This window comes from Vibrio sp. 2092, assembly GCF_033339635.1.
GTDB lineage: Bacteria > Pseudomonadota > Gammaproteobacteria > Enterobacterales > Vibrionaceae > Vibrio > Vibrio alginolyticus.
The window spans coordinates 32,391-49,586 of record NZ_JAWOUY010000015.1 but is presented as its reverse complement, the minus strand read 5'-3'; the positions used below and the strand labels follow the sequence as shown (position 1 = coordinate 49,586).

13 protein-coding genes are annotated in these 17,196 nt (G+C 43.4%); 8 read left to right on the top strand and 5 right to left on the bottom strand.

Annotation, left to right across the window (positions count from 1 at the left end):
* The first annotated feature begins 135 nt into the window (after positions 1 to 135).
* The 6 genes from acnD to R7P80_RS21175 all read left to right on the top strand — a co-directional run bounded on the left by acnD (position 136) and on the right by R7P80_RS21175 (position 9,911).
* On the top strand, positions 136 to 2,727 hold the full coding sequence (gene acnD, locus R7P80_RS21200; RefSeq protein ID WP_033906151.1) for a Fe/S-dependent 2-methylisocitrate dehydratase AcnD: 2,592 nt from the start codon (positions 136 to 138) through the stop codon (positions 2,725 to 2,727).
* Positions 2,728 to 2,736: 9 nt separating this feature from the next.
* Complete coding sequence (gene prpF, locus R7P80_RS21195) at positions 2,737 to 3,933, top strand: 2-methylaconitate cis-trans isomerase PrpF (RefSeq protein WP_005377286.1); 1,197 nt, start codon at positions 2,737 to 2,739, stop codon at positions 3,931 to 3,933.
* A 77-nt stretch (positions 3,934 to 4,010) separates the two neighbouring features.
* Positions 4,011 to 5,888 carry a propionyl-CoA synthetase gene (locus R7P80_RS21190; RefSeq protein WP_170893401.1) on the top strand — a complete coding sequence of 626 codons (1,878 nt, stop codon included), beginning with the start codon at positions 4,011 to 4,013 and terminating at the stop codon, positions 5,886 to 5,888.
* 189 nt (positions 5,889 to 6,077) lie between these two features.
* Positions 6,078 to 6,557: a GNAT family N-acetyltransferase gene (locus tag R7P80_RS21185; RefSeq protein ID WP_005377290.1), complete on the top strand. Its 480-nt coding sequence runs from the start codon at positions 6,078 to 6,080 to the stop codon at positions 6,555 to 6,557.
* A 191-nt stretch (positions 6,558 to 6,748) separates the two neighbouring features.
* Complete coding sequence (locus R7P80_RS21180) at positions 6,749 to 8,080, top strand: trypsin-like serine protease (protein WP_205461545.1); 1,332 nt, start codon at positions 6,749 to 6,751, stop codon at positions 8,078 to 8,080.
* A 385-nt stretch (positions 8,081 to 8,465) separates the two neighbouring features.
* Entirely contained in the window at positions 8,466 to 9,911 is a 1,446-nt protein-coding gene (locus R7P80_RS21175) for a bifunctional NUDIX hydrolase/phosphatase PAP2 family protein (RefSeq protein ID WP_205461547.1), read from the top strand.
* A 160-nt stretch (positions 9,912 to 10,071) separates the two neighbouring features.
* On the opposite strand, the gene R7P80_RS21170 is transcribed toward R7P80_RS21175, so the two are convergent.
* Positions 10,072 to 10,881, bottom strand: a complete 810-nt coding sequence (locus tag R7P80_RS21170) for a Cof-type HAD-IIB family hydrolase (RefSeq protein WP_017821691.1) — start codon at positions 10,879 to 10,881, stop codon at positions 10,072 to 10,074.
* Positions 10,882 to 11,097: 216 nt separating this feature from the next.
* On the opposite strand from R7P80_RS21170, the gene queE reads away from it, so the two are divergent.
* Positions 11,098 to 11,748, top strand: coding sequence for a 7-carboxy-7-deazaguanine synthase QueE (queE, locus tag R7P80_RS21165; RefSeq protein ID WP_205461549.1), 651 nt, complete (start codon positions 11,098 to 11,100; stop codon positions 11,746 to 11,748).
* Between the two features lie 312 nt (positions 11,749 to 12,060).
* On the opposite strand, the gene queC is transcribed toward queE, so the two are convergent.
* The 3 genes from queC to eamB all read right to left on the bottom strand — a co-directional run bounded on the left by queC (position 12,061) and on the right by eamB (position 14,016).
* Complete coding sequence (gene queC, locus R7P80_RS21160; protein WP_005377298.1) at positions 12,061 to 12,717, bottom strand: 7-cyano-7-deazaguanine synthase QueC; 657 nt, start codon at positions 12,715 to 12,717, stop codon at positions 12,061 to 12,063.
* 67 nt (positions 12,718 to 12,784) lie between these two features.
* The gene (locus R7P80_RS21155; protein ID WP_005388200.1) at positions 12,785 to 13,123 is read right to left on the bottom strand and encodes a helix-turn-helix domain-containing protein; all 339 of its coding nucleotides are present in this window, start codon (positions 13,121 to 13,123) and stop codon (positions 12,785 to 12,787) included.
* Positions 13,124 to 13,431: 308 nt separating this feature from the next.
* The gene (eamB, locus tag R7P80_RS21150; protein ID WP_005388201.1) at positions 13,432 to 14,016 is read right to left on the bottom strand and encodes a cysteine/O-acetylserine transporter; all 585 of its coding nucleotides are present in this window, start codon (positions 14,014 to 14,016) and stop codon (positions 13,432 to 13,434) included.
* 112 nt (positions 14,017 to 14,128) lie between these two features.
* Here eamB and R7P80_RS21145 point away from each other — a divergent pair, with 112 nt between their 5' ends.
* On the top strand, positions 14,129 to 15,028 hold the full coding sequence (locus R7P80_RS21145; protein WP_033906147.1) for a LysR family transcriptional regulator: 900 nt from the start codon (positions 14,129 to 14,131) through the stop codon (positions 15,026 to 15,028).
* Positions 15,029 to 16,252: 1,224 nt separating this feature from the next.
* On the opposite strand, the gene R7P80_RS21140 is transcribed toward R7P80_RS21145, so the two are convergent.
* Positions 16,253 to 17,182, bottom strand: coding sequence for a LysR family transcriptional regulator (locus R7P80_RS21140; protein ID WP_205461551.1), 930 nt, complete (start codon positions 17,180 to 17,182; stop codon positions 16,253 to 16,255).
* Between the last annotated feature and the right edge of the window lie 14 nt (positions 17,183 to 17,196).

Genomic DNA, 17,196 nt, shown 5'->3' with positions numbered 1-17,196 from the left:
TATATGCTTTGGTTGACCACCTCCTTCCTTTGTCATTCTCTCTAACAGAGGAAGGAGATCCTCTCATCACTGTGTTTCTGGAGCAATGGAAAACCTTGATGAAGGCAAGATGTAAAGACTGAATGGAAGCAAACCATGAACACAAATATTAATACTCAATATCGTAAGCCGCTTCCGGGAACTCAACTGGATTATTTTGATGCACGCGAAGCCGTCAATGCCATTTCTCCTGGAGCCTATGAAACACTCCCTTATACCTCTCGCGTGCTAGCTGAGCAACTGGTCCGCCGCTGTGACCCGAACACATTGACAGATAGCCTGAAACAGTTAATTGAACGCAAACGCGATCTTGATTTTCCTTGGTATCCAGCACGCGTTGTTTGTCATGACATTCTTGGTCAGACCGCTCTAGTCGATTTAGCGGGTCTGCGCGATGCCATTTCAGATCAGGGCGGTGATCCTGCAAAAGTGAACCCAGTGGTTGAGACACAATTGATCGTTGACCACTCTTTAGCGGTTGAACATGCGGGCTTTGACCCTGATGCCTTCGACAAAAACCGCGCGATTGAAGAGCGCCGTAATGAAGACCGATTCCACTTTATTGAGTGGTGTAAAACAGCGTTTGAAAACGTCAGCGTGATTCCAGCTGGGAATGGCATCATGCACCAAATCAACTTGGAAAAAATGTCTCCTGTGGTACAAGCAAAGCAGGGCATTGCCTACCCAGACACCTGTGTGGGTACGGACAGTCACACACCTCACGTAGACGCTCTTGGTGTTATTGCGATAGGTGTCGGTGGTCTGGAAGCTGAAACCGTCATGCTTGGCCGACCATCAATGATGCGTCTACCAGATATTGTCGGTGTCAAACTGACGGGTAAACGTCAACCGGGCATTACCGCAACGGATATTGTCCTCGCGATTACTGAGTTTCTGCGTAATGAGCGTGTGGTATCTTCATATCTTGAATTCTTCGGAGAAGGCGCACGTGATCTAACGATCGGAGACCGCGCAACGATTTCAAACATGACACCAGAATACGGCGCAACAGCTGGCATGTTTTATATTGATGAGCAGACCATCAATTACTTGAAACTAACTGGTCGAGATGAAGAACAAGTTGCTCTAGTAGAAAATTACGCAAAACAAACCGGTCTTTGGGCAGACGATCTTGATAGCGCCGTTTACGAGCGCGTACTTGAGTTCGATTTATCATCAGTTAGCCGTAACTTGGCTGGTCCGTCAAACCCTCATCGTCGTTTACCAACTTCTGAGTTGGCACAGCGCGGTATTTCTGGAGCGTGGGAAGAGAAAGAAGGCGAGTTGCCAGATGGTGCAGTGATCATCGCTGCTATTACCTCATGTACGAATACCAGTAACCCAAGAAACGTGGTTGCTGCTGGCCTTGTCGCGAAGAAAGCCAACGAACTTGGTCTTGTACGTAAACCTTGGGTGAAATCGTCTTTTGCTCCGGGTTCTAAAGTTGCACGCTTGTATCTGGAAGAAGCGGGCTTATTACCAGAGCTAGAGAAGCTTGGCTTTGGCATTGTTGGTTACGCATGTACAACTTGTAACGGTATGAGTGGTGCGCTGGATCCAAAAATCCAACAAGAGATCATCGACCGTGATTTATATGCAACAGCGGTGCTTTCTGGTAACCGTAACTTTGATGGTCGAATCCATCCTTACGCCAAACAAGCTTTCTTGGCTTCACCACCATTGGTTGTCGCTTATGCACTAGCCGGTACAATTCGTTTTGATATCGAGCGCGATGCGCTTGGCACGGACCAAAACGGCAAACCAATTTATCTCAATGATTTGTGGCCAAGCGATGAAGAGATCGATGCAGTTGTCGGTACTCATGTTAAACCTGAGCAGTTTAAGCAAGTTTACATTCAGATGTTTAAGCTGAATGATCAAGAGCAAAATCCCAACCCGCTGTACGACTGGCGTCCGATGAGTACCTACATCCGCCGACCACCGTACTGGGAAGGTGCGCTAGCGGGAGAAAGAACATTGTCTGGTATGCGTCCATTGGCGATTCTGGGCGACAACATCACCACTGATCACTTATCACCATCCAACGCGATTCTCGCAAGCAGCGCAGCAGGTGAATACTTAGCGAAAATGGGTGTGCCAGAAGAAGATTTCAACTCTTACGCGACTCACCGTGGTGACCACTTAACGGCGCAACGCGCGACCTTCGCTAACCCAAAGTTGTTCAATGAAATGGTGAAGGAAAACGGCGAAGTCGTGCAGGGATCTCTGGCGCGTGTAGAGCCAGAAGGACAGGTGGTTCGTATGTGGGAAGCGATTGAAACCTACATGAATCGTAAACAACCATTGATCGTGGTGGCTGGCGCGGATTACGGTCAGGGGTCATCCCGTGACTGGGCAGCAAAAGGCGTTCGACTGGCGGGCGTAGAAGCCATTGTTGCTGAAGGCTTTGAGCGTATTCACCGTACTAACTTGGTTGGCATGGGCGTACTACCACTGCAATTTAAGTCGGGCGTTAACCGCAATACGCTAGAGCTGGATGGTACGGAACTTTACGACGTGGTTGGAGAAATCAAGCCGGGCGCTGATTTAGCGCTGGTTATCACACGCACCAACGGCGATAAAGTCGATGTTCCGGTTACTTGTCGCTTAGATACCGCTGACGAAGTTCACGTGTACAACGCAGGCGGTGTTCTGCAGCGTTTCGCGCAAGATTTCTTGGCACAATAAGGAGTGCGTATGTCAAATAATACTCCGAATCAAACAAGCCAAATAAAAGTGCCCGCGACGTACATGCGTGGCGGCACGAGTAAAGGTGTCTTTTTCAACCTAGAGGATTTACCTCAAGAAGCGCAAGTGGCTGGAGCCGCACGTGACAAACTGTTGCTACGCGTTATTGGCAGCCCTGATCCTTACGCGAAGCAAATTGATGGCATGGGGGGCGCGACGTCAAGCACCAGTAAAACAGTGATTGTTTCGCGCAGCAGCAGAGCCGATCACGATGTTGACTACTTATTTGGCCAAGTGTCGATCGACAAACCATTCGTCGATTGGAGCGGTAACTGCGGCAACTTGTCTGCCGCTGTCGGTCCTTTCGCCATTCATGCTGGTCTGATCCCACAAGATCGCATTCCAGAAAATGGCATTGTGACGGTGCGTGTTTGGCAGGTGAACATCAGCAAAACCATCTTGATTCACGTGCCAATCGTCAATGGTTTTGTCCAGGAAACTGGAGAGTTTGAACTCGATGGTGTCACGTTTCCAGCTGCAGAGATTCAAGTGGATTTTGTTGACCCTTCCGATGGCGAAGGAAGTATGTTCCCAACGGGTAACTTAGTTGATGATTTGGTGGTGCCGGATGTGGGTACGTTCAACGCGACCTTTATTAACGCGGGCATACCAACCATTTTTATTGATGCTGAATCGATAGGATATCAGGGCACCGAGCTGCAAGACGATATCAACAACGATGACACAGCATTAGCGATGTTCGAATCCATCCGTGCATATGGCGCGTTAAAAATGGGCCTGATTTCTGATTTAGAAGAAGCTCAAACACGCCAACATACGCCGAAAATAGCGTTTGTTTCTAAACCGAAAAGTTACCTGTCTTCAAGTGGTAAAGCCGTTAATGAGTCGGATATTGATGTGCTCGTTCGCGCGCTGTCGATGGGCAAGCTACATCATGCAATGATGGGAACAGCAGCCGTTGCTATTGCTTCTGCTGCGTGTGTGCCCGGAACGTTAGTGAATTTAGCCGCTGGTGGCGGTGAAAAAGAGTCCGTGACTTTTGGTCACCCGTCAGGAACGTTAAAAGTTGGGGCACAAGCGAAGCAAACTGAGCAGGGCTGGGTGGTGCAAAAAGCCATTATGAGCCGAAGTGCGAGAATACTGATGGAGGGATTTGTGCGTGTACCCTTCTATGTCTTCGATTAAAAGAGACGATCTTTGGATTAAAAGAGCGATCTTTGAGTAGAACGAGAGCAATGTCAGGACATACTGGAGGAAGCAATATGTCTTCATACGAAAAAGAATACTTATGGGCGAAGAATGAACCGGAGAGTTTTTGGCGCGCTCAAGCGGAGAATCTCGATTGGTTTGAATCTCCTAAAACTATCTTGAAATCTGATGAAAACGGCATAGAACGTTGGTTTCCAGATGGTGTAATGAATACGTGCTGGTTAGCATTAGATTACCATTGCGAGCAAGGACGCGGTGATAATACTGCACTCATTTATGACTCGCCAGTGACAGGTCGTAAAGCCACGTACACCTATAGCGATCTACGTGACCAAGTAGCAAAAATTGCTGGCATGCTGTCTGCTCAAGGTGTTGAAAAAGGCGACCGAGTCGTTATTTATATGCCGATGATCCCAGAAGCCGCAATGGCGATGCTTGCCTGCGCGCGTTTGGGGGCGATTCATTCCGTAGTATTCGGTGGTTTTGCACCTAATGAGCTTGCTGTACGAATTGAAGATGCAGAGCCGAAAGTGATCATGACGGCGTCGTGCGGGATTGAGATCAACAAAGTCATTCCATACAAACCAATGGTAGACAAAGCCATCATGGACAGCCGTTGGAAGCCTGAGAAAGTGTTTGTTTTCCAACGTCCAGAGTGCGACGCTGAGCTAAACCAAGAAAGAGACTTAGATTGGCAGCGAGAGTACAACCAAGCGCTGCCACATGGTTGTGTTCCGGTGTTAGCAACCGAGCCGCTCTACATACTTTATACATCGGGTACGACAGGTAAGCCGAAAGGCGTTGTGCGTGATAACGGTGGTCATGCTGTCGCGATGAAGTACTCCATGAGCGCAATCTATAACATTCCTCAAGATGGCGTCTTTTGGGCGGCATCTGATGTGGGCTGGGTAGTAGGGCACTCTTACATTGTTTACGCTCCACTGATTCACGGTTGCACTACTATCCTATTCGAAGGCAAGCCTGTTCGAACACCGGATCCTGGCGCATTTTGGCGAGTGTGTGATGAATATAAAGTAGATGCGTTGTTCTCTGCACCAACGGCGTTTCGTGCGATTAAGAAAGAGGACCCGGAAGGTGAGCACTTAAAACAGTACGACTTGTCGAATCTGAAAACCATCTTTATGGCGGGAGAACGCCTCGACCCTCCGACACTGGAGTGGGTTCAGAGCAAAGCGGACAAGCCCGTTATTGACCACTGGTGGCAAACCGAGACGGGCTGGGCCATCGCGGGCAACCCGACAGGTGTCGAAATGATGCCAGTTAAAGCTGGTTCTTCGACGAAGCCCATTCCGGGTTATCAGGTCGAGATTCTGAATGAACTTGGAGAGGCTGTCGGGCCTAACCAACAAGGCTTTGTCGCATTAAAACGTCCGCTACCACCAAGTTGTCTGCCAACGGTTTGGCGTAATCATGACCGTTTTGAAACTGGTTATCTTAGCCAATTCCCAGGCTACTACGTGTCAGGTGATGGTGGCTATCTGGATGAAGACGGTTACCTGTTTATTATGGGACGTATTGATGACGTGATTAATGTCGCGGGACACCGATTGTCGACAGGTGAAATGGAAGAAATAGTAGGAGGCCACCCAGCGATTGCAGAATGTGCGGTGGTCGGTATCCACGATGATCTAAAAGGTCAGCTTCCACTTGGTTTTGTTGTACTGAAAGACGGCGTCAAAGTGGATGAGCTAGACCTTGAAGGTGAGCTTGTTGGCAAAGTGCGTAGTGAGATAGGTGCAGTTGCTTGCTTCAAGCATGCGTTGGTTGTAGACCGTTTACCGAAAACACGTTCAGGTAAAATTTTGCGTCGAACTATACGTCAAATAGCTGATGGTGAAAAATACACCGTTCCGTCAACGATTGATGACCCAAGTAGCTTGAACGAAATTGAGCGAGTGCTACGACGCTGATAAAAACTCAATTCTAACTAACCCCTGATCCTCGAACTCTGTAGGTTGGTTCTGCCTCTGTACGTTTATTAAGTACAGGGGCCTTTTTGTTGTTCAAACAGTACAAACGTATCGTGAAAGCATTTGTGACTTGCCAATACGACGTTTTCCTCACAAACTACAGCCATTCCATTTTTAGTGACCCTTTGTATGACCACGTTTGCGATTAAACCTGCGTGTTTTAGCGACCTAGAGTTGCTCAACGATCTTATGTTCGAGCTTCATGATGAGCATCATCTTCAATCTCCTGAGCTTTTCAAAACGGCAGAGGAGATAGAACAAGAAAAAAGCATTGCTCGATATATTGACGACCCTGAGTGCCTTGTTTACGTAGCAAAACAAGGAGATGAAATTATTGGCTTTATCTCTGGTCACTTCTGTGAACTTATTTCTACCGTCAGCCAGCCAGTTATGATGGGAAGTGTGGATGAGCTCTATGTGCTGCCTGAATATCGAAAACAAGGTACGGCGCAGGCATTGATTAATAAAATTGAGTCAACGTTCTCTGATTACGGTGCAAAACAGATGTTTGTTGAAGTATGGCATTTTAACCAGGGCGCAATATCTTTGTATGAAAAACAAGGATTTGCACATCATATCCACTATTTAAGAAAACCGCTGAACGAATAATTGTATTTAACTTTAATATTGTGATTTAGGTTCTATCGAATTGAAATCATTCAGTTCGTCAATAGACTTTTCTCTATAAGTTGCTCGCAATGTTAACAAATTGATATGCACCCATATTGGTATCGGCGTTTTTGTCTGCTTGTTTATTAGTAGCACGAGGATCGTGCTTACAAAAACAAGAGGACAATATTTTGAAACTAACAAAATCGTTACTTGCTTTAGCCGTTTTGCCAATGTTCGCAAGTGCTGATGATTTGTCACAGACGCAAAATCATACTATCCAACCCCAGATCGTAGGCGGAGTAACTGCCGACCCACGTGACTGGAAATTCTACACCCAAATTGTTAGTCGTTATGGTAACCGATCGTATTGTGGGGCCAGTTATATCGGGAATGGTTACGTCCTGACTGCTGCGCATTGTGTTGAGGGTGATTCTCCGAATCAGATAGCGGTTAAAATCGGTGGCGTTGTTTATAACGGTAGTGATGGTGTTCGTGCAAACGTCAGTGAGATCCACATGCACCCGGCATATCGCCGCGCGACGCTTTCTCATGACCTCGCGGTATTGAAGCTCGACTCTGTGCCTCAAGGTGTTTCTTCAGTTGAGATTGCGAATGGTAGTCTAACGCAATACGCGAGCATCGGAGATTGGCTTAGTGTTGCTGGCTTAGGGCGAACTTCTGAAGGAGGAAGCTCTCCGTCTCGATTGCAAGAGGTTGACGTCCCACTTGCGTCGGATATGACTTGCCGTCAAGCCGGTGGCAACTACACAACGGTTGGAGAAGTGTCATTCTGTGCGGGTATTCCTCAAGGTGGGATAGATTCTTGTCAGGGAGATAGTGGTGGTCCAATCGTTATTAATCGCAGTGGTGTAATTATTCAACTTGGTGTGGTCAGTTGGGGAATAGGTTGTGCTCGTCCTGGTATGTATGGGGTTTATAGCGATATCGCTGCTATGCGCAATTTTGTCGATGGTGTTATCGGAACAGCAACACCACCAAAAGAGAATGTTTCTGTTGGATACACCACCGAACAGACACTGGCATCATTTAATGTTGGGGAGTTACAGCAACATAGCTTTGTTATCCAGAATTCAGGGAACACCACGTTCACTGTGGAAAATGTTCGCGCGTTTGCTTCGGGTGTTACTGATGCAGCTGTTATTGCCAATGATCAGTGCTCTCAGGCGACGTTAGCAATGAATGCAAGTTGTCGTGTTGATGTTGAATTTGGTGCTACTCAGAGCGGAGAAGCAAGAGTGGCTTTGAACTTCAACGTTGATAAGACCAGCACACAATACCAAGCGTTAGTATCCGCTCAAGCGAAAACGGTGACAACGCCTCCCACAGATAGCTGTACAACTGTATGGCAAGCCAGCTTAGTGTATCTCAAAGGAGATACGGTTACTTGGAATGGTAAAGTTTGGCAAGCGCAGTGGTGGACTCAAGGTGATAATCCAGCAGACTCAGGGCCTTGGGGTGTTTGGCAAAAAGTAGGCGATGCGAATTGCAAGTCTAACTAACTATCGGGCCAGTGAATTTGATTCGTTGACCATGAGATAAGATTCATTCTTGGTTTCAACGATCAGTACATAGTTATTATAACTGGGGTTTATTGTTTGCGAATAATAAGCCCTTTTTTATTGTGTCAACTATGAGAACCCACAAAATGTGTATGACTTTGTCCTGACGTTATCTTTATATAACTGGCAGAATTGCGATCAACATTTTATGTTTTGTCTGATCTTTGTCAGGTTTGCATTAAATTATTCTCCAGTGAGCGTTGAGATCGTGTTTTACGCGATCAACTCAGTTTGGCATAACTCGTTACTTAATTTTTGTCGAAAAAGATAAGATTAACTGCCATGATTCATTGGTTATCATTATGTTTATTTAAGGTCATATTTTGTGTTGAGACAGCTGTTATTACTCATCCTTTGTTTTATTTTGTTACCTGTTTCACCGATCTCTACGGCTAAAGCCACTGCGAGCGAAGTTAAAGGAGCGCTCTGTATTGTTCGCGCTGATGACAAGTTAGTGCTAGTTCATGAAGTATTAACGGATAAGATTTCTCTACCTGGCGGAACCATCATTGATGGTGAGTCTCCACAAGTTGCTGCTCAACGAGAAACGTGGGAAGAAACCGGTATAGTGGTTACGGTTGGAGAGGAGCTTGGCAGAACGGACACTGCAGTTTTTTACGACTGTATATCAGACTCTGACATTATCGCTTTTTCTATGAATAATTCTTTAGGTGGAAATGAACTGCCTATTTGGTTTGCCCCTCATTATGGAGTAGAAGTTGCGTCAGCGATGTTGCTTAGCCCATCTGAATTATCATCATCTTTATATCGTTATCCTGAGCAATGGCCACAAGCCACTCAGTTTTTTGATCAAGCTACAAAGCAATCTGTATCTTATGTGACTCAGTTGATCGAATCCGCGCCTTCATTTCGTCAGGTTGAATTGGCGTGGCTGATAGATTTACAGAGTTGGGTAGGGGCGTTGTCAGAAACGAGTTACGAGGTAGCTAGTCAGATCTCGAAACTGGTTATAGACCTGACAGAACCGACGGTACTACTCTTTCTATTTCCTTTTGCCATGATGCGCTTTGGTAGCCGGTTTGTGTACCGACTCTTTTTTGCAATTAGTGCAACGTCGCTTATGGTGCTTGTCGCTCAACAAGGCTTTTCGTTACCGCGCCCACATGTCTATATACCAATGATGGAGTTAACGCACAGCTTTGGCTTTAGTTTTCCTAGCTTGCCTATCGCTGTGTGGTTTTGTGTTCTGACGTTCTTGTTTCATAGAACCCAGTATTTCGGTTTGAATGGAACAACGGCAGTCTTCGTGTTCATCACTCTTACAGTGGTGCTAGGTAAGTTTTTCCTCGGCAGTGCCTTTATTTTAGATATGTTATTTGGCGCGCTGTTAGGCAGCTTGGTGGCTTGGCATGTTCTTCGATTGGAAACAAATCAAGATGTGAACGTTGATCAAGTTCTAAGCTCAAAAGGCGTCTGGTTCATTATGACTGCGGCAACAGCGGTCATCTCCGTCATCTGGCCATTACCTGTGTTTGGTCGCTGGCTAGCAATTTTAATCACTGCATCAGCGTTGGTCATGACATTTAAAGAGTCGAAAGCACATTTAGATACTCGGCAGATGATCTTTGTGACGCTGGCATTGTTGCTTGTTGATCAACTCTATTTGTACTCGGCTAATATCGTATCGTTTAGCGGTTTGTGGTCATTAGTCTTGTCGACGTTACATTATCCATTATTAATGTTGTTATTTATGCTGCTTGCAAGGAAGCTGACTTGTGAAAACCAACCGAGCAAAACGTTGCTAGATTGATGGCTGTATTTGTTATCTATTAGTATTTAAGTAAAAACAAAGCCTTGCATTACAGCAAGGCTTTTACACGTTTAGTCCACGAACAACGCCGCTTGCCTATCTTGGACGGCTAGGGATGTTAAACGTAAGAAGCTTAACGCAACAGACATGGCGGAAAGGGCTATGCATTGAGCACGAACTTTTCTATAGCTTTAGCGACACCGTGCTCATCATTACTTGCCGTAATGTAGTCAGCGATTTGCTTGGTTTCTTCCATTGCATTTGCCATCGCGATACCAAGGCCAGCGTATTTCAGCATGTGGTGGTCATTTTCTGCGTCACCCATACAGATAACTTCTTCCGGTTTAATTCCCAGATACTCGGCAATTGCGGCAACACCAATACCTTTGTTGCTCGCAGGGTTAAGAAACTCAAGGAAAAACGGAGCGCTTTGAACAACCGTAAACGCTTCGCGCATTTCAGCTGGCAGTGCTGCTATAACTTCTGTTAGTTTGCTTGGCTCTGCAACCATCATAGCTTTGATGATTGGATGATCGTCTTCTAGTGATTCGAAGTTCATCTCGGTGACATTTAAGCCATTTATCTTTGCTTCAATATCGGTGTAAGGGTTGTGTTCGTTGGTGATTAAACCATGAACTTGACTAAAAGCATGGACGTACGCACCTAGCTCTTCGGCTTTTCGCGCCACCAATTTTGCAGCTTTACCATCTATGATTTGCTGGTGGATGATGTCGTTTGTGCCTACGTTCTTGACCATCGAACCGTTGTAGTAAAGAACAAAATCTCGATCGGAATGGATATTCAGTTCGTCGAGCTTGTCTTGCATTCCTTCTAATGGGCGACCAGAAGCGAGAACGACAGTAACGCCTGCTTCTCGAGCTTTTGCGATCGCTTGTTTGTTTTCTTCAGAAATGGCTTTATCACTATTGAGTAGCGTGCCATCCATATCTAGTGCGATCAGTTTATACATCATTTCTTACCTTAAAGTTTTTTGGGAGCTGTCAGTGAATAAGGCTTGGTTTAACGTTAACCAGAAACCTATATTCATTACGCTATGAAACTACAAAATGGTCTATTTTAACAATTAATTTTTGGTTTAAATTGACCTAGACACGCGTGTCCATTATGGTCTTCGCCTCGAAATGTTATGAGTTGAGTGAGTTCTGCGTTGTATAAGCTAAATGAGATGTTTGAAACCATCCAAGGGGAAGGGGTTTTTACTGGAGTCCCTGCTGTTTTTGTTCGGCTTCAAGAGTGTCCGGTTGGTTGCTCATGGTGCGATACCAAACAAACGTGGTATGCAGATGAGAATGATCAACGTCAAATAGGCGATATTCTGGTGAAAACGGAAGACTCTCCGACGTGGTGTGTTGCATCTGCCGAGAACATCGTAGAGCAATACCAACAGCAAGGCTTTAATGCTAAGCATATCGTGATTACTGGTGGAGAGCCTTGTATTTATGATCTGCGCCCTTTAACAAAGGCGTTTGAAGATATGGGGTGCCAATGCCAAATTGAAACCAGTGGCACATCAGAAGTGATTACTTCAGGAAACACGTGGGTGACAGTGTCACCAAAAGTGGCAATGAAAGGTAAATTGCCGGTGCTTAATAGCGCGTTAGAGCGAGCAAATGAGATTAAGCATCCAGTCGGCACCCAGAAAGACATCGACCACCTTGATGACCTTTTAGCAAATGCGAACGTAGCGGCTGAGACTATCATTGCACTACAACCAATTAGCCAGAAGCCTCGTGCTACGCAATTGTGTATTGATACGTGCATTGCCCGCAATTGGCGTTTGTCTGTTCAAACTCATAAATATTTGAGTATTGCTTAGACGAGAGACTCGTCATCATTCGAGGTAGCTTTTCTATCTAATTCCGGTTTCGCGAGTAATGCCGTTAGTAGCTTTGCTATCGAAACATTGTCGATATATCTAAACAATTTATAGCGTTGTAAAAGCTAAGCAGTGTTGGCTGTTGTGGTGTGGTGCTATCTTTGGTTCGACAATCGTTTCGCATTTAATTGATGCCACCAATCTGGCGGCATCAAAATGAAGCTCTGTTGGCTGGAGTTTCACGCTGAGATAAAACGTTTAGAAGCGAACGCAAAAGGTTTTATCCACCGCTATTATTACCGCTAACAAAGACTATTTGCTCGCTAAGTATTCTTCTAAGCCGCTTTGTCGCAGTAGGCACGCTGGGCATTCACCACAGCCTTTACCAACGATTCCGTTGTAACATGTTAAAGTATTGTTTTGGACAAACTCCAACATATTGTGCTTATCAGCTAGAGCCCAGGTCTCTGCTTTAGTAAGCCACATTAAAGGAGTCTTAATATTGAAGGCTTTATCCATACCTAAATTGCAAGAGAGATTTAGAGAGCGAATAAAGTTGTCTCGGCAGTCAGGGTAACCACTAAAGTCTGTTTCGCAGACTCCCGTAATGATGTCTTGAATGCCAAGCTGGTAAGCATGGATACATGCGTAAGTAAGAAAGAGAATGTTTCTCCCTGGAACGAATGTATTGGGTACGTTAGCGTCGCTTAAGTCATTAGATACCGGAATGTTGTCTCTTGTCAGCGAGCTTATCGCTAACTCATTAATTGATTTTACATCCAGGACTTTGTGGCTTTTGATGTTAAGTTGCTTACCTAATTCGATAGCGATATCTATTTCATCTGAATGACGCTGGCCATAATCAAACGTTATAGCATGAACTTCATCATATGTATTTAATGCATCGATTAAGCAGGTCGTAGAGTCCTGCCCACCGGAAAAAACCACAAGTGCTTTTGTTGTAGCCATGTTGAACCCTTAGTTATGCTCTTTGATTCTTTGGTATTGATACGTATTCTTAGGCGTTTAATCCCAATTACGTACTCGACTTCGTGGCGATTGCGTCTGCAATCAGCTGGGCTGTGCTCTCAAGCACTCTTTGCTTGTCATCATTTGACAGCTTGTGGAGATTCACAGCAAGTTCAGCGGTGATTTCATCTTCACAAAAAAAATAGTTTAGAGGCACGTTTAGCTCATCTGCGATAAGTTTGAGCGTTTTTACGTCGGGAGTATGGCGCTCCCTTTCGTATTGATTCATCCTTGCACTTGCAGAACTATCATCCATGCCGATACGGATGCCCAGTGCTTTTTGGGACAGATTCGCTTGTTTACGCGCATGCTTAAGGCGGGCTGGGAGTGGGTTATTAAACAACACTTAAAGTTCACACTAAGGACTTGGATGACTAAGATTATCTTAGTTTTTCTGATTTGTGTATACTAAGTAATGCTTAGTTATTGCCGAGGTCGACAAGGCCGTGTCTGTATAACTAAAAAAGATTTCGTCTCTTTAGGTTGATTAAGTGACGTTGAATCTACTTCTTCAAAAACTGCCGTATGAAGGAGCGGGAGGAGCGAGTAAGGGCACGAGAAACCGCAGCGATTTGTAGAGCAGAATTTGCTCTTCACATAAACGTAGTCGTCTAAGTTGAAGAGCAATATTGTTCTTGATGATCAACTATATACTTAAGTAAATAACTGTGTCGCACAATAGATCAGAGCTGCTGCTAAGCTCATATTGATGACTTTGCCATATCTCTGGAATTGCGATTGAAGTAGCTTTCCTGCAACGGCCCAAACTACGTTGCTAAGGAGTGCGATCAAAGCAAGAATGAGGCTAGTCGCTAAGATCCAGTAGATATTCTGAGTGTGGGGCAGTACGAACGTAGAAATAGAGGTAATTCCATAAAGAATGATTTTCACATTAACGAACTGCAAACCGAAACCTGTTAAGAAACTGATACCTTTAGAATTATCCGATGAAGTTTTGATCTCACTCGTAGCAAGCCCCCAAGCCAACCAAACAATATAAGCTGCTCCAATCCATGTTAGCCAAGGTGTAATCACGGGCAAGAGGCTGATCATGTTATACGTGAAAGCGCCACAAAGTAGCATCAAAACAACATAGCCACAAAACATCCCCGAAATCACTTTTGTTGAGCGTTTTAGTCCATATTGCGTCGCGATGCTGAGCGATAAAATGTTGTTTGGCCCTGGTGTAATTGAAGTAATGATTACGTAAGTAAAAAATGCGGTGTAGATGGCTGTCATCTCTATCTCTCCTGTTTTTACTGCACTATACTTCGCTACAATTGATTAAAAAATTGAATAAATTAAAACTAAGACTTTTAATTTATTGAACTGTTGGTTGTGGAGTCTAGTCATGAATCTAAAACGCTTTCTTACTTTTAAAGCTATTGTTGAAGAAGGATCGTTTCTAAAAGCGTCACAGAAGCTTTATTGCACGCAATCAACCGTCACCTTTCAAATCAAGCAGTTGGAACAAGATCTGTCTCTACAGCTGTTCGAAAAAATAGGGCGTAAGATGGTTTTGACTCAAGCAGGAGAAAAGATACTGCCTTACGTCTATGAACTGGCGCGAGTGATGGAAAATATTGAGGGAACAGCACAGCAAGAAAACTCGGAGCCGACCGGTGAATTGAAAGTGCTGGTTGCTGAGACTCAACTTGCTTATAAGATGGCTAATGTTTTAAAAGAGTTCAGGATCAGAGCGCCCAATGTCAGACTCTCTCTGCAATCACAAAATTGCTATCAGATTCGAGATGAGTTGATAGCGGATAAAGCTGATTTAGGTGTGTTTTATCGAGTAGGTAATGACGATACGCTCAAGGTCCACGAGTTTGAGCAGGAGCCACTGGTATTGGTTGCTTCACCGCTTTTAAAAGGGCTAGATTTAAAGAAGAGAGAGCAACATATTGATTTAGGGTTTATAAGCAATGGCCCTAAGTGCCTTTTTCGACAGATGTTTGAGAGCATTATTCAAGAGCGTGATATTAGCATCGACAACATGATCGAACTTAGCAGTATTAATACGATCAAAAATTGCGTTGAGAGTAATATTGGTATCTCTTACTTACCTCGTTTTACGGTTGAAAAAGAGTTGCAAGAGGGCAGTTTACAAGAGCTTGAGTTCACCGAATTTTCACAGATGATCAAGCCACTCTGCGCTTATCATGCTGGGAAGTGTGTGACGCCGGCGATGGAAGTCTTTATTGATTGTATGCGTAACGAGTATGAACGGCTTTCTACTCAGAGTCGGTGATCTTTAATATGTTCTATCTGATATAGTTTCGTTTTACTCCTTTTTATTTTTTAAGTGGCTACTTCTAATTTATTGATTTTTATTGCTTTGTTTTGAATCCGACTGTTGTGGGATGATAAATGGGATCTGATGTGAAGAGCTATTTATTGACGGAAAGAGATAAGATATAAAAACGACGGCGTGTGATAACTAGATTAGATTACATAATTAACAGTGTAATAAATGCCATTCTTTATGGATTATTTTCAACGAGACTTAATTGTTACGGTTCGTTATTATTAACTCGTTAACGCATCCATTGCTAGGAAGTTAACTTACGCATATTGTTTTTTTCATCATTTGCAGCAAATATAATTTGCTGCTTTTTTTTAACCAAAAAAGTTCAAAGCTTGAACTACAAGCTATGAACTTTTATTTATACTTAGTGGTTTTCTACTTTAATAAGTAAAACACCGTTTAAAAGTATCGCGTAACCTAGTAACTCTAAGCTTTCTTCGACCAAGTTTTTCACGTCTCTATTGTATGAGTTCCCCATAAACTCGACCCAAAAATCACCATACCCTGCAAAGCGTGAGAATAAGAAAACAATGAAAAAGCCAATCGTTAATGTCGTGAAGCTAGAATGAGAAATGAAAAATTTGACCTCATTTTTTATGTTAACTATGTTATTAAAACAAAAATAACAGACCGAGACTATTATAATCCAAGCAGGGTACTTCCATGAACCGTGAGAGAAATACTGCTCTATGTGGTAGTCCATTTCTCTAACGAATATAACCATAAAAAATGAAGACATTATTACTAATATGTGTTTGAGTTCAAGATATTCCTTAGATTTATACAAACACATTAACGATGAAAAAAGCACAAATGCTATTTGAGTCATTTCTATAAGAGAGTTCTCCGATGTGCTTTTGTCCATTTGTACGCTAAAATAAATCGTTGCTAACGTATAAATAACCAAAAAAATAAGATAAGATATTTTATATACTAACAAACTAGTGATCGAGGTGTGTTTTTCTTTAATATACATCGTAACTTGTATAGGTGATGGATTTGTTAGTATTATAAACCAAGAATGTTTTATATTTAGTGAATTAAGCGCCATTTAGAATGGAACTTAATTCACCTAACATTAAACTTCGTTGAATCTTAAATTCTTTATGGTTTAATTTGTTGATTTTATTTGATTTTTTTCTGTTAATTTTGGTTAAATAGAATCACCTAGCTTTTATTGAAATGCTTTTCCCATATTGGTGGTATGCCAACTTCTTCTTGAACGATATCAATGAATGCCCTAACCAATGGTGATTGCTGACGGTGTGAGTACATGGCATAAATATCACCAAAATCTTGAGTTTCATATTCTGGTAAAAGTTGGACTAAATTAGAAGACTCTAGGTTTTTAGGAAGCATAAATTGACCTATAAGTGCTGCGCCCAGACCTGACTTTACGCTTTCAATTATTAGCTCAGCTTCATTGACCATGTATGACCCTGATATTGGGTATGTATCTAAACCATCTGATTTTGCTTTGTCGTAGAATTTAAGTTTATCGACAATAAAATTACCATTTGAATAAATAATAAAAGGTAGCTTAACTAACTCATCAGGCGTTTCTGGGTTACCATGTTTTTCAATTAAATTTCGAGAAGCAATGATTGCAGTCGTATTTTTTGCTAATTTTCTTGCTACCATTGATGAATCCCTCATAGGTCCGATTCGAAAAGCAATATCAAAATTACTTCTAATCACGTCTACATGAAGATCATCTAGCATTAGTTCAACACTTGCTTTTGGGTACTTATGTAAAAACTTCTCTATCGAAGGTTGTAGATAGAGTTTTCCAAATAATGTTGAGCTTGAAATTCGTACTTTCCCTGAAGGCTCAGTCTGAAAGTTCTCCGCTATTTGTTGAGTATCATCAAGGAGTTGAGATATTTGGTCTGCTTTTTCAACTATTTGCTTGCCGACTTGTGTTAATGAAAGAGAGCGAGTTGTTCTGTTTAATAGCCTAACGCCTAAGTGCTCTTCTAACTGCTTGATGTGTTTAGATAAAACAGAGCGGTCGATATTCATCCCATCTGCTGCTTTTGCAAAAGATCCAGCTTTAGAGACTTCTAAAAGCAGGTGTAGTTTATTTGCTAAATCCACAATGTTTATCCAGG